Source organism: Nostoc sp. FACHB-110 (assembly GCF_014697425.1).
Classification (GTDB): Bacteria; Cyanobacteriota; Cyanobacteriia; order Cyanobacteriales; family Nostocaceae; genus Nostoc_B.
In genome coordinates, this window is the sequence record NZ_JACJRU010000018.1 from 85259 (window position 1) to 108401 (window position 23143).

Here is a 23143-nt window from a genome sequence, read left to right on the forward strand (position 1 = left end):
CCAAAAAAATCTTAGAGTCTGCCTCAGTCTTAACAAGAATTGACTAATTGTATGAATAAGTTACAGAATCCCTGATCAAGTAATTGCGTGTTATTTATGCTCTGTGAAATTTGATTTTTTTCTAGTTTGTTCTTCTGAATATACTGCAAATAGAATTTAACTTTTATAGAAAGTAACTAGCTTCCGTGAAAGTACTTAAAATCTATATTAAAAGTAATAAAATATGTAAGTATTAATTATCTAGGTTTTAGTATATAAATCTCAATCCCAATGCTATGTACTCTCTGGTAATTGGGCGATCGCTAAAGCAGTGTAAGATATTAATTTTTGAATAAGCAAGTATGCTGTTAGGTCTGACAAGAGGACTGGCAAGTAAAAAATATTCATCTGTTCACAGCCAATATTAATCGGTAGTCGGTGGGCGATCGCACTTTGTTAACAAGGTCTTTACATCTCAGGTCATTAGTTAAGTAGATGGACATCAATAATTGTAATTAGATCAAAGCGGGTGGCCAGAGGGAAGAGGTTGTTAGCTATTTTGGGTTTAAGTTAAGTCATTTAAGTTTATTTGTGTCTGCCTACTTAATTTGTTTTCTATTAGTTCCCAACTAAGTGGGACTATTCATTGTAATTTAAATAAATGTATAAAATCGTTACATTCAGATTTATACAATCAAAGCTGTTTGTTGAGGATTTGATACTGCAACAGAATTTTTAGTAAGTTTTTCTGCTTTGCAATATGTTTCAAGCTACGCGTCGTCGTCTTGCTATTTGGTACACTGCTGTTACTGCTGTTTTATTACTACTTTTTGCCAGTGGTGTATATTTATATGTTCGCAGTACGTTAGTTGAGCGGATTGATGATACCCTCAATCATGTGGTGGAAATTGTCGAGCGATCGCTGGTCATTGAGCCAGTAAATGACAAAACCGACAAACTCCGCATTAATGTAGAAGCCAGTTTTCGCAACAATGCCAATAATGTAGATGATGACCACATCGATTTGGAATGGTTTAGTCCGACAGGGCAATTACTTTGGTCAACATTATCAGAACCTCTCAATATCCCCATTCACGGTAATCATAGTGGTGAAACAGTCCGCGTAGCTAAACAAGACCAGTGGGGAGAATCAGAATTATCTTTGCGTCAAATCACCCAGCGCGTAGAATTTGGAAGGCAAGTATTGGGATATCTGCGTGTAAGTCATCCTTGGTTTGAAGTTACTAAACCCAGTCGCCAGCTAATTTTAGATTTAGCATTGGGTATTTGGTTAATGTTACTTTCGGTGGCGGCTAGTGGTTGGTTTCTTTCTGGTAAAGCAATGGAACCAGTGGGTGAGTCTTATCAACGTCTCAAGCAATTCACTGCTGATGCTTCTCATGAATTGAGAAGTCCTATTACTTTGATTCAAACTAATGTGCAAGTTGCTTTGAGTGAGTTGGAGTTAGTAGAAATAGAACCGAATACAGCTGCTAATTATCGTCAGCAATTAAAAGTGGTAGAACGACTCACGCAACGTTTAGGTAAGTTAGTCAACGATTTACTGTTTTTAGCACGCCAAGATAGTGGTGCTAGCAAAGATAATTTTTCACAATGTCCCTTGGATGCGTTGCTGATGGAAGTTGTCGAAGAACAGCAACTTTTAGCTAACGAAAAAGGTATTGATTTAAATTTGGAATTAATTGATCCTCCAAATGATGACACTAGCCCTGAATTGCTAGAAAATTGGTTCACCTTAGTTGGCAATTGGGATCAACTTGTAAGACTATTGACAAATTTAATTAGTAATGCTTTGCAGTATACGCCGACTGGTGGCAAGGTAAATGTAGAATTAACACGCTTAGAAGCAAGTAATCGTGTGTCGAGACTTCGGAGCAGTACGACTCAATTGCAAATTAAAGTCAGCGATACAGGGATGGGTATTCCTTCAGAAGCATTACCACGTTTGTTTGATCGGTTTTATCGAGTAGATCCGGCGCGTACTCATAAAAAGAGTCAAAATAGTGCCACAGATAATGCTACTGGTTCAGGATTAGGACTAGCGATCGCTCAAGCTATTGTCGAACATCACCAAGGTCAAATTCAAGTAGACAGCACAATTGGCAAAGGTACTACTTTTATGGTGACTTTACCAGTAACTCTTGAGTCTTAAATTTCTGGATGGCATTTGTTTCTTGTGACAGATGAATAGCTAATAGCTTAATTACTAACTTAGATAAGAAAGCTTGCATATTTAAAACCCAGATTGAACTAACAACAGTTCAATATCTACTTCTAGAGCTAGCTGAGGTAGATAGAGAAACTGCTAGTTTTGTGTTGGTTAAATACAAATAAAATAAATCATTGGAGGAGATTAAATGCCCACTCCCATTGCAGAGAAAAATCTGCCTTTTCTAGAAAAGGTCAAACAAAAAAGCGGTTTAGCTGACCTTTATGATGCTAGAGATATTACAGAAGTAGTATTTCGCGTGATGCGCGACCTCATGACTACTGAAGCGGCTGATCATGTGGAAGCAGAATTGCACAAACCAGCAGAAGAAACCGAAGACAAATCTTTGCAATTAGAAATTGCCGAACTTTGGCATGATACAAATCCAATTGTGAGTTTTTTAAGCCGAGTTCGTCCACCTTGGCAAGGCCCTGGTATTTTTAAAATTGATAGCGATCGCTTTTTATTTCGTGTCGCTAATGAAGGCACAATGCCACCAAATGTAGACCGCGAACAGGTAGTAAAAGCGGTTTTTTCAGCTACTAAAGATGAACTATCACCAGAAAGAATTGAAGAAATTGCTAGCTGGCTACCAGATAGAGTTAGTCAACTTTGGGAAGAAGCCTAAAGCCATTTCATACTTATCTTTCAATTGCTGGGGTTATGGATTGTCACGCACTATCAATTCATAACTCTTTTATATAAATTAAGTTGGATTCATAAACTATTTGTAGAGAGTGAAAACAGGTAAAAATAAATAAAAAATATGAGTTATACACTCTATAAATAATAATTAAAATTACTTTGTCTTCTAACTCTAGGAATAAATTAAATTTTACTATTTTCAATCCTAAAGTTAGATTTAAAAAAATAGTTTACCAGCTAAATTAATTAATATCAATTAATTGGGAGCAAGCAAAATAATTATATGTAAATACTCAGTGAGATTTTAGATATCTTTGCTAGATAAGAGACTTCTATTATGCAATTTTAATGACAACATCCTGTAAGTAAAAACCAAGAAAATTTCATTAAAAATCTTGGCTATCAAGAACGCGGTTCAGGAATATGCCAGTGCTAAATATAGCAATCCTATTAAATTTTTCAACTACTTGTTTTTACTGCCAATAACAAGGTAATACCTGTACGGACTGCTATCTATCAAAATCACTGTAATTGAATTCAAGCCATATTCAATATTAACTGGAGGTAAATATGAATTCTCAAAAATTACGCAAGTATGCTCAGATTTTTAGTGTTATGTGTGGAGGACTATTGATTAGTGTGCCTGCAATTTCTCAAACAGCAGTCGCACAGCAACCGAATCCTACAACAAACAGGCAATCTACTCCTAATGTAAATCCTTGTCCTAGTATTTTTTATGAAGAACCCCATAACAATCGAGTTGTAGTACCTGAAGGTTGTCCTCCCAATGCGCTAACTCAAAGATTAGCTAACCAAGGGCTTCTTTCTACAGCCCGCGCTCAAACTCCATACCCTAGCACAACTACAACCACACCATATCAAACAGGCTTAGGTGTAGGTGGAGAAACACCAAGAGCTAATACTAATTCTGGACAAGTTAATCCTTGCCCTCAAATTTATTATCAAGAACCTTTCAACTCTAGAAATCCTGTACCTCAAGGATGTCCACCCAACGCTTTCTCCCAAGGAAGACAAAATTACAACCAAGGTGCAACAGTAAGTCCACAAAGTTCTACAAATCAATCAACCCTACCGTCTCAAGGGGAAACCACCAATCAAGATGGAAGTACAGCACTAACACCTACACCATCGCAGTTACAAGCTCCTAGTGCAACGATCGCGCTGAATAACGGTCAAGTTAACATTAATTTGGTGAATGATACTGCCGCTACAGTCACTTATCAAGTCATTGGCGACACTGCACCACGCACTCTTCAAGGTAAATCAAGTGTGATGCTGCAAGGTATCAGCGCACCAGTTACGGTGACATTTGAACGACAAGATGGTGGACTATTAACTGTAACTCCTCAGGCTGCTTCGGAACAAGCAGGAATGTTAGAAGTCAGATTGAATGAAGCTACAGACGTAGCTCAAGACACAAAAGCAATGAGAATTCAACCAAATGGTTCAGTGTTCTTGAACTAGCTGATTTAGGGAGTAGGGAAAAAAATTCGTAGTCAGCTAAAAAACATCTATTTTGCATATTGCAATTACATCAAACTCTTGTGGGCTGGACATCTTGTCCGCCCATTTGATGTAAATTAAATATGTAACAGCTATACAAGAAAGAATTTTTCCTCTGCTGCATTTCCTACTCCCCATTCCCTATTCCTCATCTTATAAATTAGTCCCCTCTGCTGGAGGTGGTGATGGTTGAGGTAGCTGAATTTCCGGCTGAGGTTCTGGTTGCGGATTTAAGAATTGCTGCCAAGTTCTAATTTGATCTTGGGCAGTATTGTAAGCACTAGTACCTCTAGGGATTAACTGAGCAGTTTGAATTGCTTGATTGAGATTGGTATTACTTTGAGAACGGGCAAGATCAAGTAATTGTTGACTCCATTGGTCAATGCCGACATTAGCATCTAAGCGAAGGATACTTCTACTAGGTACTTTATCGGCTAAACGGATAGCTTCAACTAAAGCATCCGGTGTCCCAACTGCTGCTACTTCTCGCGCTTTCTTCCAATTTTCTCGGGCGCGGATTTGTCCTTGCCAATCATCAATAGCGGCTTGGGCTTCACCGGAAAGCGATCTTCCTGAAGATGCAATTGTTTGGGCGGCGTTAATAGCTGCTGCTAAGTCGCCGGTTTGGGCTAAATCTCGCGCCCGGTCTAAGTAGGGTTGGTCTTGGATGCGTTGTACTTTGGCTGTCCAGTTATTAATTTTTCTGCGAGCTTCAGGATATAATGCTCGACCCCGCCGGATTTGGCTAGCTTCAGCGATCGCAGCCTGCAAAGAATTGATATCTTCAATAAATGCGAGTTGTTCGGCTCGTTCTAAGTAAGGTCTATCTTCAATTGTTTCGACTTGGGCCTGCCAACGTCCTACTTCTTCTCTAGCTTCCGAACCACGGGGATTATCACTAGGTATCTGCTGGGCTTCAGTAATTGCTGCGGCTAAATCGTTAATTGTCCCTTGGCTAGCTAAAGTTCTCGCTTTTTCTAGGCGGGAAACATCTTCAATCTCTAGTTGCCAACGGGCAATTAACTGTTGTGCTTTATTATAGTTTGACCGTGATGGTTCAATGGTTTGTGCTTGAGCGATCGCTGTTTCTAAACTAGCAACTGTACCTAGCCAAGCACTTCTTTGTGCGTCTGCTAAAGCAATAAAGTCTTCAACTTCCGCTTGTAATTTTGTCTCATCGGGAATTTGCCTCGCTATATCTAAGGCTGTATCTGCATCCCGCGCCTCTAATTTAGCCTGGGCTAAATCCAGCATTTTCTTACCAAATAAAGGAATTGACTCCTGGGCTTTTTGATAAAAATAACTGTCTTGTCCTATTGATTGGGCAATTTTAATTGCTTCTAATAAGTTATCTACTACTTTAGTTTTGCCTAAACTGTCAGCTTTATCTAATTTATCGCCATCTTCCCGCACTGATACAATTAAGCGGTTGAGTTGGTCATATTTAGTAGTTGACCAATATTGATTATCTACACGCAATAATTTTGCAGCTAGCATGGAAGCTGATTGCCACCGCCTTTGCTGCAATTGTTGTTCTACAGTTTTATAAATATCTTCTGCTTTAGCCCAGATAGATTGCCATTTAGTAATTTTTGCGTCTACTAACTGATAGGCTGGTAGGTCTTCTGGTATTTTCTCAGCTGTGGCGATCGCTTCTTCTAAATTGCCAGATTGAAAACTTTTATCGGCTAAATCTAAGATGTCCCGCGACCATTGCTCAACCAGCCGATCAATTTCACCGCGCAGGGGATGATTTTGTGGTAGTTGTTTAACCAGAGCGATCGCTTGTAATAAATCATTAACCGTCTGTTTAGAAGCGGCTAACTGCGCGCAGTGCAGGCGCACCGAGGCGCTCGCTAACGGCCAAAAAATTGATGGACAATTAGGGGCAGCTGGCAACTTTAACAGCATTGCCATTGCTAAAAACCCGACACTGCCAGGAATCAACGCTAACAATATTGACCATAACAGCCAACTTTTCATCCAGCGTGGCAAAGGTTTTGAACGTTTGCTGGGTGAAGTGCTATCTGCTGAGTGATGGTCAATTAACGGTAAGCCGTCGGAGTTACTTTCTGTTTGTTGTTTCACGGAATTAGATGTAGAACCAGTAGCTGGGATGCCAAATGCTTGATTTTCACCGAAATGCGGTGTTTGGTTCGTGCGATCTGGCTCTCTGGCCCTGCCTGGAGACCAACTGTTTGGAATATCCCGCTCTGTCATCTCTCACACCAAAAATTTATTAAATAGCGATCGGTTCTATGTCAATAATTTCGTTGTTGCCATAGTAGCTTTCCCATTCATAAAAAGCTACTATTTCCATCATTTTTCTCCTGGTATATCTTTAATCTTTAGGAAAGTCAGTGTTATTTTATACTTTATTGTGAAACTGAAGATTCTGCTTGTAAATCAACAATTAACTGTGCTAATTGGTCGCTACTTGCTTGGTAAACACTGCCACAAAAATCACAAGTAGCTTCAGCCCCATCATCTTTAACAATCATATCTTGCAGTTCGGCCTCTCCTAAAATTTTCAGCGCGCCTAGCACCCGATCAAAAGAGCAACCGCAATGAAAGCGTAACATCTGGGTTTCGGGAAATATGCTTAGTCCCATATCACCCAGCAAATCGTTAAAAATTTCTGGTAGTGTTTTACCCGCTTGTAACAATGGGGTAAATCCTGATAAAGCACCCACCCGCGATTCTAGAGTTGCCACTAAGGCTTCATCTGTTGCAGCTTTGGGTAAAACTTGTACTAACAACCCTCCGGCTGCGGTGACTCCCGATGCACCGACGAAAACTCCTAGAACCAATGCTGAAGGTGTTTGTTCTGAATTAAGTAGATAATGAGCTACATCATCGCCAATTTCACCGGAAACAAGTTCTACAGTACTAGAGTAAGGGTAGCCATAACCGATATCTCGGACAACGTAGAGGTAGCCACTGCCTACTGCACCACCGACATCAAGTTTGCCTTTAGCATTTGGAGGTAATTCTACAGTTGGGTTGCCTACATAACCTCTAACTGTCCCATCCAAACCTGCATCTACTAATATACCATTCAAAGGCCCATCGCCTTTAACCCGAACATTTACCCTAGAACCAGGACGCTTCATACTAGAAGCCATTAACAAGCCTGCGGCCATTGTTCTTCCCAGTGCCGCTGTGGCCACATAGGAAAGCTTGTGACGTTGCCGAGCTTCTTCTGTCAAGCGCGTAGTGATGACACCCACAGCACGAATCCCACCTTCGGCTGCTGTAGCGCGAATTAACTGATCCGCCATGAAAAAACCTTACATTTCTTAACAAGTACGTATTTTCTATTCTAAGTTCTGATTTGCGATTTAAAGTGAGGATAGGAGGATTGGCGATCGCATTCCCAATTTTAGATTGTGGACGGTTCCATCTCACATCCAAGTATTGTTTGACTTGTTTATTCCCTAAAATTCTGCAAAAAATGTTCGGTAATTATCAACAAAGCCAACTACGAATAGAAGTAGAAGCATCAGCTAGTACCATCGCTGACAGCTTACTGCGTCCTGCACAACTAGAAAAATGGCTCTTAGGACAACGCTTCGCCCCAGGAATGCCAGAAGAAATCTATCAAGGATTTCAGTTTACAAGTTGGACTGGCCCAGTTTCCATTCATCATCAAGTAGATGTAGCCAAATCTAATTGCCTGCGCTTACTGCTGAGTGGCGGTATTGATGGTTTTCATGAATGGTATTGGGGCGAAGGTTGGGTACAGTCTCGCTTAGAAGGAATTTCGCTGTTACCCCTGAATTTAGGTCAAACCCTGAGTTTGTTAAGTTTACGGCAGTTTTTATTGCAGTCAGGCAAAAAGTAAAGTGACGAAGCTAGAGAAGCCAAAATAAAACGGGCTTAATCTTCAGCAGTTAATACTTGCTCAACTGTTAATTCTAATTCTGGGAAAGTAGTAGATAAAATCCTTTCTACACCAACAAACTCTGCTGGTTCGTATAATTCTTCAATCAATGTCAAAACAGTCACTTTGTTTGTTAATGGATCAACAATCCAATACTCTGGAATATTCAGAGCATTATACTCAACTCGCTTGGCTCGATAATCTACTGTTTTTGTTGATTCACTAACTACTTCTACCACTAACAAAGGCGGTGGCTCATTAACTTCAATCACTGCTTCTCGGTTTCTCAATTCTTGCCATTGAGACAACGGAACTACAACTACATCGGGAATTCTTGATGTATCCCATTTACCAGCACGAGGAGACCGAACACCAATAGCCATTTGTTTCACAGTCCAGTCTAATTTGAGTCTGAGAATTTCATCACGAAAACGATGATAAACAAAGGCGACCACTGCACCATGCTGCCCACTTCCCAAACTCATGGGAATTAGTTCTCCATTGACGAGTTCATAACGAGTATCAGTGCCATCACTGTATTTTAAATATTCGGCAAAAGTGAGTTTTGGGGTGGTTGTAGTCATAACTTCTTTTGCGATGGTTTTTAATTTCTACTTTGCCTTGACAACCAAAACTGAACAATTAGCTTCTTCAACCACTTGACTGCTAACAGAACCCTGGACAATGCGCTTCATTCCCGTTAGACCGCGACTACCAATAATAATTAAATCAGCTTTATAAATATTAGCCAGGCGAATAATTTCATCCGCAGGTTCGCCAGTGACTAATTCAACTGCGCTATGAACAGATAATTTTTCTTGATAAGATTGCAGCTGTTTTTCAATTTGAAAATAAGACAAAGTTGGTGATTCGGGGTGAGGGCGGTCTGCTGGTAGCTCCAACTCTAAATCTGGTGTGGGGAAAACATGACAAAGAAATATCTTGGTTTCTGATGACAATGCCAAGTCATCTAAAACCTGAATTACCCGTTCTGCCATTTCCGACCCATCCAGAGCTACCAAAATGTTTTTTAGCACTGCCCTTGTCTCCTCAAAAGTAGACCCCTGAAACTAAACGCCTTACAAAAGCTAATGGTTTTGACACCAATAATTTTTCTTAGGGCAAATTTAGTTTATCTAGACTTAGTTATACTCCGCGACAGCAAATCGCATTTGTGCGATCGCTGTTTAAACTTTAAGTTTGAAGCCAACCAGCGACATTTGCTAAAAGTATCGGAAAAAATTAAGCTTTGCCCATCACTCATCTTGCTGAATTCGTCTTCGGACTGAATCTCCATGAGAAGGTAAGCCTTCAGTATTTGCTAGTAAATCAATTGCACCAGCCACTTTTTGCAAGGCAGTTGGTGAGTATTGAATAATACTAGAGTGTTTGAGGAAAGTTTCTACACCTAATGCGGAAGCATAACGAGCTGCACCCGAAGTAGGTAGTGTGTGGTTAGGCCCTGCTAAATAATCACCGACAGCTTCTGGTGTTGAGTAACCTAAAAATATTGCTCCAGCGTGGCGAATTTGCGGCAAAATCGCCCAAGGGTCTTTGACTTCTAATTCCAAATGTTCTGGGGCAAATTCATTGGAGAGTTCGGCAGCAGCTTCTTGAGATTCTACCAGCACAATTAAACCGTAATGTGCCAAAGCTTTTTCTGTGTCTATCCGGCGGGGATGATCAACTAATTGTCTTTCGACTGCGACTTGGACATTTTTTGCCAAAGCAGTATCAGTGGTTAGCAAAATTGCCGCCGCCATTGGATCATGTTCGGCTTGAGCTAGCATATCAGCCGCCACATGAACAGGATTAGCAAATTCATCAGCAATAATTAATACTTCGCTAGGCCCTGCTAGCATATCAATGCCTACGGTTCCATAGACAAGTTTTTTTGCTAAGGTGACATAAATGTTGCCCGGCCCGGTAATGATGTTTACTTTGGGAATTGTTTCTGTACCGTAAGCTAAAGCGGCGATTGCTTGTGCGCCACCAACTCGATAGATTTCTTGCAAGCCTGCTTCTTGGGCGGCTACTAAAACCGCTGGGCTAATGGCTTTACCTGCACCAGGAGGTGTAACCATCACAATGCGGGGTACACCAGCCACCTTGGCCGGCAGTGCATTCATCAGTACTGTGCTGGGGTAAGCCGCACGTCCACCAGGTACATATATCCCGGCTCGGTCTACAGGGGTGTAGCGTTTGCCCAAAACTACATCATCTTCCCCAAAATTTACCCAACTTTTGGGGACTCGCTGGCGGTGAAATGCTTCAATCTGACGGCAAGCTAATCGAATTGCAGCCAGCAATTCTTTTGATACTTGTTGGTAAGCTGCATCAAGTTCCGAACCCGTAACACGTAGTTCTTCTGGCTTCAATGTTTGGTGATCAAATTCAGCTGTGTAATGTAGCACAGCTTTGTCGCCTTGGCGCTTCACCGCTTGCAACACTTCCCGCACCGTTGCTTCTTTGTGAACCACCTGTTCGTCATGGGTGCGATCGCAGATCCGCTGTAGTTCTGCTTTAACGTCTGCCTGCTGAGTAATGATTCGCAGCATGGAGTAAGGAAAATGCCAAAATTTTAGATTATTCCTGTCTGAGAATCAGCCTGGCTCTTGACCCCTAAGGATGGCGAGTTGTACTTTGATTCTCCTCTCTAGCTTAACCTGGATTTTTTTGATACTTCCAAGGCTGCCAGCACATGGGTGACTTTATCAAGGAAGAAGATAACTCAGTCCGAATTGCTGGTTTGGCATTCGGCAGGGAGTGGGCGTGCCAATTCCCTCTACCCTTACTCCTGATCCTTACTTTAATGTAGGGTTGGTCTGCTTGCACATCCTCATATTTCCCTGCATAAGTAAGAGCTAGAAGCTGAGTATATTTTTTACTTAATTTTCCTAACTTTATTGACTATTATGTTACAAAAGCCATATCTCGATTATTTACAAGTAAACCTCTACGACTTAACTATTTATATTTACTGTCTACTGACAATACATCCTGATTTGGAAGCAACATTGGCTGTCACACCGCTGATTCAGGTGGTAGTTAGTTAGGAAAATAAATAATTTATTGAGGTACTTCATTCTAGCTTAATTCCCCAGTTCAGCATCAAAAATAAATCTCAACTTGGGGGTAGAGGTAGAAGCGAAAAATTAAGAATGACCAAGCCCCGTTGGGGCGGGTGTGGGGTGTGGGGTAAAAAGACAGCCCCAACAACCTTTATCGAACAAGCCCCGTCTGTTCAAGACGCGAGCGTTGGTGGAAGTTCAAGCTCCTTCCAACGCTGTCTTCCCTACACCCTGTTGTTGACCCCTTCCAGAAATTTTTCTGGGAATATCTGACATTGGCATTAGGGATGCTATATTAGTAAATCTAGTAGTGTGTGTACATATTAATAGTCTTTTTGGAATTGACTGTGGCGAATACAAAGTCTGCTCTCAAACGCGCCAAAATCGCAGAACGCAACCGCCTGCGTAATAAAGCTTATAAATCAGCTGTTAAGACGCTGATGAAAAAATACTTGACTGTGGTAGAAACCTATGCGGCTAATCCTACGCCCGAACTCAAACAGCAAGTAGACGAACGGTTGGCTGAAGCTTATAGCAAAATAGATAAAGCTGTTAAACGGGGTGTTCTGCATCCTAACAATGGCGCTAGAAAAAAATCAAGATTAGCTCACAGACTTAAGCCACTAACACAAACAGCATAGTGGTCATTGGTCACTAGTCATTGGTCAGCCAGCGACAAGTTTGTCGGGGGTAGCCCAGACGAGCAATTGGCAAAACCTCAAAGTGATTTGTCATAAGTCAGGGCAAAAGACCAATGGCTAAGGACAAAGGACAAAAAACAAACAATGCAGCTGATTGACACTCACGTTCATCTAAACTTTGATAATTTCCAGCCAGATTTAGCCCAAGTGCGATCGCGGTGGCAAGCAGCAGGAGTGGTACGACTAGTCCATTCTTGTGTTGAACCATCAGAGTTTTCCAGCATTCAAACAATAGCCCACCAATTTCCTGAACTGAGCTTTGCTGTGGGTCTGCATCCTTTAGATGCCGAAAAATGGCAAAGCGATACAGCCGAAAAAATCCAATACTTGGCAAGTTCAGAACCAAAAGTGGTAGCAATTGGCGAGATGGGACTGGACTACTACAAAGCCCAAAACCATGAGCAGCAGCACATGGTTTTAGAAGCGCAACTAGCAATCGCCGCCCAACTCAATCTCCCAGTAATTATTCACTGTCGGGACGCGGCAAGTGATGTGAGGGAGATACTGCAAAAATGGCAGGATAAGACAGAGGGAAAAATACGGGGTGTCATGCATTGCTGGGGTGGAACACCAGAAGAAACCCAATGGTTCCTTGACCTGGGTTTTTATATTAGCTTTAGCGGGACTGTGACATTCAAAAACGCTAAAGAGATTCACGCCTCAGCCGCGATGGTAAGTAGCGATCGCATCTTAATTGAAACAGACTGCCCCTTCCTTGCCCCTGTGCCAAAACGGGGTGAAAAACGCAACGAGCCTGCTTATGTTCGTTATGTAGCGGATAAATTAGCCGAGTTGCGGGGAGAGACAGTAGAAGCGATCGCCATTCAAACCACGCAAAATGCCTGTAAATTATTTGGATTAGCTGTGTAATAGAATAGTAGACTTGTTAGGTAGCCAGGTGTGTTAACAACAATAGAACATCAGGAGGATAAAAATATGATAATATTATTCCCTCCAAAACATTTTGCTTGCGTCATAATGATAAAGGAAGAAACCAAAAATTTTTAAGATTGACATTGTATCGTTATCAACTTGACCATCCTCCGCTCTCCACACACGGATGCTCTAAACACATGACTAACCTGGGCAACCAAAAATAAACCAAAATTTTGGCAAAATCTACCCTGCTTTGAACTCAACCTATAGAAAACTGTTAAAAGTAATTGTCTTGTGAGTATAAACCACCAAAATCAAGCCAATCTGATGCAAATTTTTCCAATTCAGGCTGATTATCAATATCTTTTTAACTTATCGTCAACGTAGACAGTGTATTTAAAAATACATATTTTTGAGCAGCGTAAACTCCTTGACGCACTTTTGGGAGGGGATGTGAGGAAACTAAACCATATGCAGAAATATCTCAACCCTCTGTTGTTGAGATATCAAGCTAAAGACTGGTTTATAACAGCTATTAGCTGTCTTCAAGGACGCTTACCCCCCTTGGCAAAATTACCCTGTGCAGATTAAAAAAATGTTGCAGGTAACTGCACAAATCAATAGCAGGTGGCACAAGGAGTAGTTCCCAAACGGCTACGGACACTGGCTGGTGGAAGTAAGCGTCCCACAGCAATAGTGTCCTCTAAAAGTTTAACCAGGTTGACAAAGGTAGAGGCATGAGCAACGACAAATATATGGAACCCGCCTTTTTGTTGCCCGACTTGATTGAAATCCAGCGATCGAGTTTTCGCTGGTTTTTAGAAGAAGGGCTGATAGAAGAACTGAACTCCTTTAGTCCTATTACAGACTATACAGGCAAATTAGAACTGCATTTTTTAGGACATAACTATAAACTTAAGGAGCCGAAGTACAGCGTAGAAGAAGCAAAACGGCGGGATAGCACCTACGCAGTGCAAATGTATGTCCCCACACGCCTGTTGAACAAAGAAACAGGGGACATTAAAGAACAAGAAGTATTTATTGGTGATTTGCCGTTAATGACAGATCGCGGCACGTTCATTATTAACGGAGCCGAGCGGGTAATTGTCAACCAAATTGTGCGATCGCCTGGAGTTTACTACAAATCGGAAATCGATAAAAACGGTCGGCGGACATATTCTGCCAGCCTCATCCCGAACCGGGGTGCATGGCTGAAATTTGAAACAGACCGGAACGATTTGGTGTGGGTACGGATTGATAAAACCCGGAAACTCTCAGCGCAAGTACTTCTCAAAGCCTTGGGTTTATCAGATAACGAAATTTTTGATGCCCTACGTCACCCAGAATATTTCCAAAAAACCATCGAAAAAGAAGGGCAATTCTCAGAAGAAGAAGCCCTGATGGAGTTGTATCGCAAACTCCGTCCTGGTGAACCACCAACCGTATTAGGTGGACAACAACTATTAGACTCTCGCTTCTTCGATCCCAAACGCTATGACTTGGGTCGAGTTGGTCGTTATAAACTCAACAAAAAACTCCGGTTGTCAGTTCCCGATACCATGCGTGTCCTGACCCCTGGTGATATTTTGTCAGCCGTCGATTACCTGATTAATCTGGAATACGACATCGGTAGTATAGACGACATCGACCACTTAGGCAATCGCCGAGTCAGAAGCGTGGGCGAATTGCTGCAAAACCAAGTCAGGGTAGGTTTGAACCGCTTAGAGAGGATTATTCGGGAACGGATGACCGTATCTGATGCCGAAGTTTTGACACCAGCATCCTTGGTCAACCCCAAACCCTTAGTTGCAGCCATTAAAGAATTCTTTGGTTCCAGCCAATTAAGTCAGTTCATGGATCAAACTAATCCTTTGGCTGAACTGACACACAAACGCCGACTATCAGCCCTAGGCCCTGGCGGTTTGACCAGAGAACGGGCAGGGTTTGCGGTGCGGGATATTCACCCCTCCCACTACGGACGGATCTGCCCCATCGAAACTCCTGAAGGCCCCAACGCGGGTTTGATTGGTTCCTTGGCTACCCATGCCCGTGTTAACCAGTATGGCTTTTTAGAAACACCATTCCGCCCTGTAGAAAATGCACGAGTCAGATTTGATCTAGCACCCGTGTATATGACCGCCGATGAAGAAGACGATCTGCGGGTCGCACCAGGAGACATCCCCGTTGATGAAAATGGCTACATTATTGGGCCACAAGTACCAGTCCGTTACCGCCAAGAATTCTCTACCACAACCCCAGAGCAGGTAGACTACGTAGCGGTTTCCCCTGTGCAGATTGTCTCGGTAGCGACCAGTATGATTCCCTTCTTGGAACATGACGACGCGAACCGGGCGCTGATGGGTTCTAACATGCAACGTCAAGCCGTACCCTTGCTGAAACCAGAACGTCCTTTAGTGGGAACTGGTTTGGAAGCCCAAGGCGCGAGAGACTCCGGGATGGTGATTGTTTCCCGAACAGACGGAGATGTTACCTATGTAGACGCGACAGAAATTCGTGTACGTCCCAAACCAAATTCACCGGAAATTAGATACACCGTTTCTAAATACCAACGCTCTAACCAAGACACCTGTTTAAACCAAAAACCCCTAGTCAGAATGGGTGAGAGGGTAGTAGCTGGACAAGTACTAGCCGATGGTTCCTCCACAGAAGGTGGGGAATTGGCGCTGGGACAAAACATTGTTGTCGCTTATATGCCCTGGGAAGGCTATAACTACGAAGACGCAATTTTGATTTCGGAACGGTTGGTACAAGATGACGTTTACACCTCAATTCACATTGAAAAATATGAAATTGAGGCTCGGCAAACCAAACTAGGCCCAGAAGAAATCACCAGAGAAATTCCCAACGTTGGGGAAGATGCTTTACGCCAGTTAGACGAACAAGGCATTATCCGCATTGGGGCTTGGGTAGAATCAGGCGATATCTTAGTCGGTAAAGTTACACCCAAAGGTGAATCCGACCAACCACCAGAAGAAAAACTCTTACGTGCCATCTTCGGGGAAAAAGCGCGGGATGTGCGGGATAACTCCTTGCGTGTACCAAACGGTGAAAAAGGTCGCGTAGTTGACGTGCGCTTGTTCACTCGTGAACAAGGGGATGAACTACCACCGGGAGCCAACATGGTAGTGCGGGTGTATGTCGCCCAGAAGCGGAAAATCCAAGTCGGAGATAAAATGGCGGGTCGCCACGGTAATAAAGGGATTATTTCGCGGATTTTGCCACTGGAAGACATGCCTTACTTACCAGATGGTTCCCCAGTAGACATCGTACTCAACCCCTTGGGCGTACCCAGCCGGATGAACGTCGGACAAGTATTTGAGTGTCTGTTGGGTTGGGCTGGTCATACCTTGGGCGTGAGATTTAAGATAGTTCCCTTTGATGAAATGTATGGGGAAGAATCATCGCGCCGCATTGTGCATGGCAAATTGCAAGAAGCAAGAGACGAAACAGGCAAAGATTGGGTATATAACCCCGATGACCCCGGCAAAATCATGGTGTTTGATGGCCGTACCGGCGAACCCTTTGATCGACCTGTAACCGTTGGTGTAGCTTATATGCTGAAACTGGTGCATTTGGTCGATGACAAGATTCACGCTCGTTCCACAGGCCCCTACTCCTTGGTTACACAGCAACCCCTGGGTGGAAAAGCTCAACAAGGTGGTCAGAGGTTTGGGGAAATGGAAGTGTGGGCGTTGGAAGCCTTTGGTGCAGCTTACACCTTACAGGAATTGCTGACAGTGAAATCCGACGATATGCAGGGACGAAATGAAGCCTTAAATGCGATCGTTAAAGGTAAGGCAATTCCCCGACCAGGTACACCAGAATCCTTTAAGGTGTTGATGCGAGAATTGCAATCCTTGGGGTTAGATATTGCGGTTCATAAAGTAGAAACCCAAGCTGATGGTAGTTCTTTAGACGTGGAAGTCGATTTAATGGCAGACCAGTCAGCCAGACGTACACCACCACGTCCAACTTACGAATCGCTTTCCCGTGAATCGTTAGACGACGACGAATAGAGAGTGCTGAGTGCTGAGTGCTGAGTATTAATCATCTCAGTATTCGCACTCACATCTGAGCAATATTTGGAATTACTTTTAACTGAATACTTTACTTTTAACTCAACACTTTAAGTATGAGAGCAGCCCAAACTAATCAGTTTGACTACGTAAAAATCGGTTTGGCATCGCCAGAACGCATTCGGCAATGGGGCGAACGCACCCTACCCAATGGTCAATTAGTAGGTGAAGTCACCAAACCAGAAACGATTAACTACCGGACTTTAAAGCCAGAGATGGATGGCTTATTTTGTGAGCGCATCTTTGGCCCGGCAAAAGATTGGGAATGTCACTGTGGTAAGTACAAGAGAGTCCGCCACAGAGGCATTGTTTGTGAACGTTGTGGTGTAGAAGTTACCGAGTCTAGAGTGCGCCGCCACCGGATGGGGTATATCAAACTGGCTGCACCTGTAGCTCACGTTTGGTATCTCAAAGGGATACCTAGTTATATTGCTATCCTGTTGGATATGCCTTTGCGGGATGTAGAACAAATAGTGTATTTCAACTCTTATGTTGTTCTCAGTCCTGGTAATGCGGAAACTTTAACTTATAAACAACTGCTGAGTGAAGACCAGTGGTTGGAAATTGAAGACCAAATCTATAGCGAAGATTCTACCTTACAAGGCGTAGAGGTGGGCATTGGTGCGGAAGCACTGCTGCGCTTGTTGGCTGATATTAATTTAGAGCAAGAAGCCGAAAGCCTGCGGGAAGAAATTAGCACAGCCAAAGGTCAAAAACGCGCCAAATTAATTAAACGGCTGCGGGTAATTGACAACTTCATTGCGACTGGTTCTAAACCAGAGTGGATGGTAATGACAGTCATCCCCGTGATTCCGCCAGACTTGCGCCCAATGGTGCAACTTGATGGTGGACGGTTTGCCACCAGCGACTTGAATGATTTATATAGACGCGTAATTAACCGCAACAACCGTCTGGCACGCCTACAAGAGATTTTGGCTCCAGAAATTATTGTACGGAACGAAAAGCGGATGCTGCAAGAAGCGGTAGACGCGTTGATTGATAATGGTCGTCGGGGTCGGACGGTAGTTGGTGCTAATAACCGACCACTAAAATCTTTGTCTGACATTATTGAAGGTAAACAAGGACGTTTCCGGCAAAACTTGTTGGGTAAACGGGTTGACTACTCTGGACGTTCGGTAATTGTGGTGGGGCCAAAGCTGAATATTCACCAGTGCGGCTTACCCAGAGAAATGGCAATTGAGCTATTTCAACCGTTTGTCATCAACCGCTTAATTCGTAGCGGTATGGTGAACAACATCAAAGCGGCGAAAAAGCTGATTTCCCGTTCTGACCCAAGTGTTTGGGATGTCTTAGAAGAAGTAATTGAAGGACACCCAGTATTACTAAACCGCGCTCCAACACTGCACCGACTAGGTATTCAAGCTTTTGAACCAATTTTGGTAGAAGGGCGAGCAATTCAGCTGCATCCTTTGGTGTGTCCGGCATTTAACGCGGACTTCGACGGCGACCAAATGGCGGTACACGTACCCCTTTCCTTGGAAAGCCAGGCGGAAGCACGATTGTTAATGTTGGCTTCTAACAACATTTTGTCGCCTGCTACAGGTAAACCCATTATCACACCTAGCCAAGACATGGTGTTGGGAGCTTACTACTTAACCGCAGAAAATCCCCACGCAACAAAAGGGGCTGGTAAGTACTTTGCTTCGCTCGAAGACGTAATTATGGCTTTTGAGCAAGAGCAAATCGACTTACACGCCTACATCTACGTGCGGTTTGATGGTGACGTGGAATCAGACCAACCCGATACAGAACCTTTGGAAGTCACTGAAAACAGTGACGGTAGTCGGACATTGTTATACAAGTTCCGCCGAGTCAGGCAAGACTCCGAAGGGAATTTGATTTCTCAGTACATACGCACAACTCCTGGCCGCGTCATTTACAACAAGGCAATTCAGGAAGCACTAGTAAGTTAAAAGTAAAAAGGCAAAAAGCAAAAGTAAGAATTTTTTTACCTTTTTACTTTTGCCTTTTGACTTCTATTGACTAAGGACTCATGACTAATGACTAACGAAAAGAAAGTTTTTCGCAATCGCGTAGTTGATAAAGGTCAACTGAGAAATCTCATCTCTTGGGCATTTACGCATTACGGCACGGCGCGAACTGCTGTCATGGCAGATAAGTTGAAAGATTTAGGTTTCCGTTATGCTACCAGAGCCGGGGTTTCTATTAGTGTCGATGACTTGATGGTTCCACCAAGTAAGCGCAGTCTTTTGGAAGCAGCCGAAGAAGAAATTCGGGCTACTGAAGCTCGTTATCAACGTGGTGAAATTACTGAAGTTGAACGTTTCCAAAAAGTAATTGATACTTGGAACGGTACTAGTGAAGCTCTGAAAGATGAGGTAGTTATCCACTTTAAGCAAACCAATCCCCTCAACTCTGTATATATGATGGCGTTCTCTGGGGCGCGGGGTAATATTTCCCAAGTCCGTCAGTTGGTGGGAATGCGGGGATTGATGGCAGATCCACAAGGGGAAATTATTGACTTACCAATTAAAACTAATTTCCGCGAAGGGTTGACTGTCACAGAATATATTATTTCGTCTTACGGTGCGCGGAAAGGCTTGGTAGATACGGCACTGCGGACGGCTGACTCTGGTTATTTGACTCGCCGTCTGGTGGACGTTTCTCAGGATGTGATCATTCGGGAATTTGATTGTGGTACTACCAGAGGTATTCCCATAAAATCCATGACTGAAGGTAGCAAAACCTTGATCCCTCTGGCGACTCGCTTGATGGGACGGGTGATTGCTGAGGATGTAGTTCATCCGACTACTGGCGAAATTATTGCACCTCGGAATACTCCGGTTTCTGATGACTTGGCCAAAGAAATTCAAAAATCTGGGGTGAAAGAGGTGGTGGTGCGATCGCCTCTTACCTGTGAAGCTGCTCGTTCTGTGTGTCAACATTGTTACGGCTGGAGTTTGGCACATGCCAAGATGGTAGACCTGGGCGAAGCCGTCGGGATCATTGCAGCCCAAAGTATTGGTGAACCTGGTACTCAGCTGACCATGCGGACATTCCACACAGGTGGGGTATTCACTGGGGAAGTTGCGCAACAAGTACGCTCGAAAATTGCTGGGACAGTCAAGATTCCCCGGAAGTTGCGGACAAGACCCTACCGTACCCGCCACGGTGAAGATGCTTTGTATGTAGAAGCTAACGGCATCTTGATTTTAGAACCCAAAAAAGAAGGTAGCGAAACCCCCGTTAACCAAGAAATTCAAGTTACCCAAGGTTCCACACTATACATCACTGACGGTCAACAGGTAAAACAAGGTCAGTTATTGGCAGAAGTCGCCATTGGGGGACGGACAACTCGCGCCAACACTGAAAAAGCGGTGAAAGATGTGGCCTCTGACTTGGCAGGGGAAGTCAAATTTGCCGATGTGGTAGCGGAACAAAAAACCGACCGTCAAGGTAACACCACAACCACAGCCGCTAGAGGCGGTTTGATTTGGATTTTATCTGGGGAAGTTTATAACTTGCCCCCTGGTGCAGAATTGGTGGTAAATAATCGCGATCGCATCGATACTAACGGTGTGTTAGCAGAAACCAAACTCACCAGTCAGCATGGTGGTGTGGTGCGTTTACCCGAAGCTTCCCCTGGTAAGAGTACCAGAGAAATTGAAATCATCACCGCTTCGGTAGTGCTAGACCAAGCAGCTGTTACCGTTAACAGTTCTCAAGGACGGAACAACTATCTGATCACCACTGGGAACAACCAGGAATTTAACCTGCGGGCTACCCCAGGCACAAAAGTGCAAAATGGTCAAGTAGTTGCGGAATTAATTGATGACCGCTATCGCACAACCACTGGCGGCTTTTTGAAATTCGCTGGCTTAGAAGTCCAGAAGAAAGGCAAAGCCAAGCAAGGGTACGAAGTGGTGCAGGGAGGCACAATGTTGTGGATTCCCGAAGAAACCCACGAAGTCAATAAAGATATCTCCTTACTGCTAGTAGAAGATGGTCAGTTTGTCGAAGCTGGCTCTGAAGTAGTGAAAGATATCTTCTGCCAAAATAGTGGTGTAGTCGAAGTCACACAGAAAAACGACATTCTGCGAGAAGTGGTAATCAAACCCGGCGAACTGCTGATGGTAGATGATCCTGAAGCAGTCATCGGCAGAGACAACACCTTTGTCCAGCCTGGAGAAGAATTATTAGGACAAACTGTAACCGAATTGCGTTACATCCAGTACGTAGAATCTCCCGAAGGCCCGGCATTGTTGAGCCGTCCTGTAGTAGAGTTCGCTGTACCTAATACCCCCGATGTACCTTCAACGACATCAGTGAGCCAGCAAACCGGACGTTCAATTCAATTGCGCGCCGTACAGCGCCTACCTTACAAAGATTCGGAACGCGTCAAATCGGTAGAAGGTGTAGAGCTACTGCGGACTCAGCTAGTTTTAGAAATTGAACAAGAAGGCGAACAAGACCACAATGCTTCTCCCTTAGCAGCTGATATTGAATTGATTCCTGATGCAGAAGATTCAGAAATTCAACGCTTGCAGCTGGTGATTTTGGAATCATTAGTGATTCGTCGTGACATTGTTGCTGATGCTACCCAAGGTAGTACTCAGACAAGTCTAGAAGTTCAAGATGGACAAACCATCGCTCCTGGTGCTGTAGTTGCACGTACCCAAATCTTGTGTAAAGAAGGTGGAATTGTCCGGGGTGTCCAAAAAGGCACAGAAACAGTACGCCGTTGCTTAGTACTGCGCCACAGTGACATGATTTCTATGCCTTCAGCTACCAAACCTAAAGTAAAAGTTGGGGATTTGCTAGTAGAAGGTGCGGAAATTACTCCGGGAGTATTTGCAGAAGAATCTGGGGAAGTTGTAGAAGTGAAAAATGCTGCGCCCGCAGCTGCTGGTGATGAATCAGCCTTGAGTACCCAGAATTATACTGTGACTTTGCGTTCCGGTCGTCCTTACCGAGTCAGCCCTGGTGCAGTATTACAGATAGAAGATGGGGATCTAGTCCAGCGCGGTGATAACTTAGTACTGCTGGTATTTGAACGAGCCAAAACAGGAGACATCATTCAAGGTTTACCACGGATTGAAGAACTTTTAGAAGCGCGTAAACCAAAAGAAGCGTGTATCTTGGTACGCCGTGGTGGAGAAGTCAAGGTGGTTTATGGTGATGGCGATGAAGCGATCGCTGTTAAAGTTGTGGAATCCAATGGTGTAGTCACTGACTATCAGCTTGGCCCAGGACAAAACTTGATTGTACCTGATGGTTATCAAGTAGCAGCCGGACAACCAATCACAGATGGCCCATCCAACCCCCACGAAATTCTGGAAATCTTCTTTAGCTTGGGTTCGGAAGATGGAGTCTACGCTTGCGCCAGCCATGCACTCCAGAAAGTACAAACATTCTTAGTCAACGAAGTGCAGTTAGTTTATCAGTCCCAAGGGATTGATATTGCCGACAAACACATTGAAGTAATTGTCCGCCAGATGACCAACAAAGTGCGGATTGATGATGGTGGTGATACTACCATGCTTCCTGGTGAGTTGGTGGAACTGCGTCAAGTTGAACAAGTTAACGAAGCAATGGCCATTACAGGTGGTGCAAGAGCGCAATACACACCAGTATTGTTAGGTATCACTAAAGCTTCCTTAAATACAGACAGCTTTATCTCGGCTGCGTCCTTCCAAGAAACAACCAGGGTATTGACAGAAGCAGCAATTGAAGGTAAATCTGACTGGTTGCGGGGTCTGAAAGAAAACGTGATTATCGGACGCTTGATTCCGGCGGGTACTGGTTACAATACCTATGATGAACCTGGTGCGATCGATGATTACGCAACTTTGGATACTTCCAGTGTCTTAGATGAAGTTGATGATCCTCTAGATATGGTGTTAGACGATCGCACTGCTCGCGCTTATAATCTTGATGCACCTTCCCTCACAGAAGGTACATTTGGTACTCGTCGTTCAGGTTCACTTCTCGATGACGATGATTTAATTGCAGATGAAGTGCATGACCTCATCCAAGATGACGAAGAAGATGAGTATGAAGAAGTTGACGACGATGATGATTTCGATATGTAAGCGTCAACGTTAACAATTAATTAAAAAGGCAGAAGAAAAATTTCTTTTGCCTTTTTTTATTGA

13 protein-coding genes and 1 pseudogene are annotated in these 23143 nt (G+C 43.5%); 9 read left to right on the forward strand and 5 right to left on the reverse strand.

Features of this window, described 5'->3' with window-relative positions; translation table 11 throughout:
- The first annotated feature begins 739 nt into the window (after positions 1-739).
- From H6G69_RS17755 to H6G69_RS17765, 3 genes are all read left to right on the forward strand, one after another.
- Complete coding sequence (locus tag H6G69_RS17755) at positions 740-2152, forward strand: cell wall metabolism sensor histidine kinase WalK (RefSeq protein WP_190689961.1); 1413 nt, start codon at positions 740-742, stop codon at positions 2150-2152.
- A gap of 205 nt (positions 2153-2357) precedes the next feature.
- Positions 2358-2837, forward strand: coding sequence for a DUF2267 domain-containing protein (locus H6G69_RS17760; RefSeq protein ID WP_190689964.1), 480 nt, complete (start codon positions 2358-2360; stop codon positions 2835-2837).
- 587 nt (positions 2838-3424) lie between these two features.
- The gene (locus H6G69_RS17765; RefSeq protein WP_190689967.1) at positions 3425-4339 is read left to right on the forward strand and encodes a hypothetical protein; all 915 of its coding nucleotides are present in this window, start codon (positions 3425-3427) and stop codon (positions 4337-4339) included.
- A gap of 192 nt (positions 4340-4531) precedes the next feature.
- On the opposite strand, the gene H6G69_RS17770 is transcribed toward H6G69_RS17765, so the two are convergent.
- Positions 4532-6598 (reverse strand): chromosome segregation ATPase, encoded by a 2067-nt coding sequence (locus tag H6G69_RS17770; protein WP_190689970.1) that lies wholly within the window; start codon positions 6596-6598, stop codon positions 4532-4534.
- 155 nt (positions 6599-6753) lie between these two features.
- Positions 6754-7659 (reverse strand): Hsp33 family molecular chaperone HslO, encoded by a 906-nt coding sequence (gene hslO / locus H6G69_RS17775; RefSeq protein ID WP_190689972.1) that lies wholly within the window; start codon positions 7657-7659, stop codon positions 6754-6756.
- 173 nt (positions 7660-7832) lie between these two features.
- On the opposite strand from hslO, the gene H6G69_RS17780 reads away from it, so the two are divergent.
- A complete protein-coding gene (locus H6G69_RS17780; protein ID WP_190690047.1) occupies positions 7833-8222 on the forward strand; it encodes a hypothetical protein in 390 nt (129 codons plus the stop codon).
- Positions 8223-8257: 35 nt separating this feature from the next.
- Here the strand turns inward: H6G69_RS17780 and H6G69_RS17785 are convergent, their stop codons facing one another.
- The 3 genes from H6G69_RS17785 to hisD form a co-directional block, all read right to left on the reverse strand.
- Entirely contained in the window at positions 8258-8845 is a 588-nt protein-coding gene (locus H6G69_RS17785; protein WP_190689975.1) for a Uma2 family endonuclease, read from the reverse strand.
- Positions 8846-8872: 27 nt separating this feature from the next.
- Complete coding sequence (locus H6G69_RS17790; protein WP_190689978.1) at positions 8873-9298, reverse strand: universal stress protein; 426 nt, start codon at positions 9296-9298, stop codon at positions 8873-8875.
- Positions 9299-9517: 219 nt separating this feature from the next.
- Positions 9518-10819: a histidinol dehydrogenase gene (hisD, locus tag H6G69_RS17795; protein WP_190689981.1), complete on the reverse strand. Its 1302-nt coding sequence runs from the start codon at positions 10817-10819 to the stop codon at positions 9518-9520.
- 357 nt (positions 10820-11176) lie between these two features.
- Between hisD and H6G69_RS17800 the strand changes: the two genes are divergently transcribed.
- The 5 genes and pseudogenes from H6G69_RS17800 to H6G69_RS17825 all read left to right on the forward strand — a co-directional run bounded on the left by H6G69_RS17800 (position 11177) and on the right by H6G69_RS17825 (position 23080).
- Positions 11177-11317, forward strand: a complete 141-nt coding sequence (locus tag H6G69_RS17800; RefSeq protein ID WP_190689984.1) for a hypothetical protein — start codon at positions 11177-11179, stop codon at positions 11315-11317.
- A gap of 362 nt (positions 11318-11679) precedes the next feature.
- Positions 11680-11973, forward strand: coding sequence for a 30S ribosomal protein S20 (gene rpsT, locus H6G69_RS17805; RefSeq protein WP_190689987.1), 294 nt, complete (start codon positions 11680-11682; stop codon positions 11971-11973).
- Between the two features lie 144 nt (positions 11974-12117).
- Positions 12118-12903 carry a TatD family hydrolase gene (locus H6G69_RS17810; protein ID WP_190689990.1) on the forward strand — a complete coding sequence of 262 codons (786 nt, stop codon included), beginning with the start codon at positions 12118-12120 and terminating at the stop codon, positions 12901-12903.
- A 743-nt stretch (positions 12904-13646) separates the two neighbouring features.
- Positions 13647-16946, forward strand: coding sequence for a DNA-directed RNA polymerase subunit beta (rpoB, locus tag H6G69_RS17815; RefSeq protein WP_190689993.1), 3300 nt, complete (start codon positions 13647-13649; stop codon positions 16944-16946).
- A 116-nt stretch (positions 16947-17062) separates the two neighbouring features.
- Positions 17063-23080 (forward strand): annotated as a pseudogene (locus H6G69_RS17825) (DNA-directed RNA polymerase subunit beta'').
- Positions 23081-23143 lie beyond the last annotated feature (63 nt).

What these genes read in the sequence shown, in the direction of transcription:
- H6G69_RS17755 (WP_190689961.1), top strand. Translation starts at nt 740, where the DNA reads ATGTTTCAAGCTACGCGTCGTCGTCTTGCTATTTGGTACACTGCTGTT.
- H6G69_RS17760 (WP_190689964.1), top strand. Translation starts at nt 2,358, where the DNA reads ATGCCCACTCCCATTGCAGAGAAAAATCTGCCTTTTCTAGAAAAGGTC.
- H6G69_RS17765 (WP_190689967.1), top strand. Translation starts at nt 3,425, where the DNA reads ATGAATTCTCAAAAATTACGCAAGTATGCTCAGATTTTTAGTGTTATG.
- H6G69_RS17770 (WP_190689970.1), bottom strand. Translation starts at nt 6,598, where the DNA reads ATGACAGAGCGGGATATTCCAAACAGTTGGTCTCCAGGCAGGGCCAGA.
- hslO (WP_190689972.1), bottom strand. Translation starts at nt 7,659, where the DNA reads ATGGCGGATCAGTTAATTCGCGCTACAGCAGCCGAAGGTGGGATTCGT.
- H6G69_RS17780 (WP_190690047.1), top strand. Translation starts at nt 7,833, where the DNA reads ATGTTCGGTAATTATCAACAAAGCCAACTACGAATAGAAGTAGAAGCA.
- H6G69_RS17785 (WP_190689975.1), bottom strand. Translation starts at nt 8,845, where the DNA reads ATGACTACAACCACCCCAAAACTCACTTTTGCCGAATATTTAAAATAC.
- hisD (WP_190689981.1), bottom strand. Translation starts at nt 10,819, where the DNA reads ATGCTGCGAATCATTACTCAGCAGGCAGACGTTAAAGCAGAACTACAG.
- H6G69_RS17800 (WP_190689984.1), top strand. Translation starts at nt 11,177, where the DNA reads ATGTTACAAAAGCCATATCTCGATTATTTACAAGTAAACCTCTACGAC.
- H6G69_RS17810 (WP_190689990.1), top strand. Translation starts at nt 12,118, where the DNA reads ATGCAGCTGATTGACACTCACGTTCATCTAAACTTTGATAATTTCCAG.
- rpoB (WP_190689993.1), top strand. Translation starts at nt 13,647, where the DNA reads ATGAGCAACGACAAATATATGGAACCCGCCTTTTTGTTGCCCGACTTG.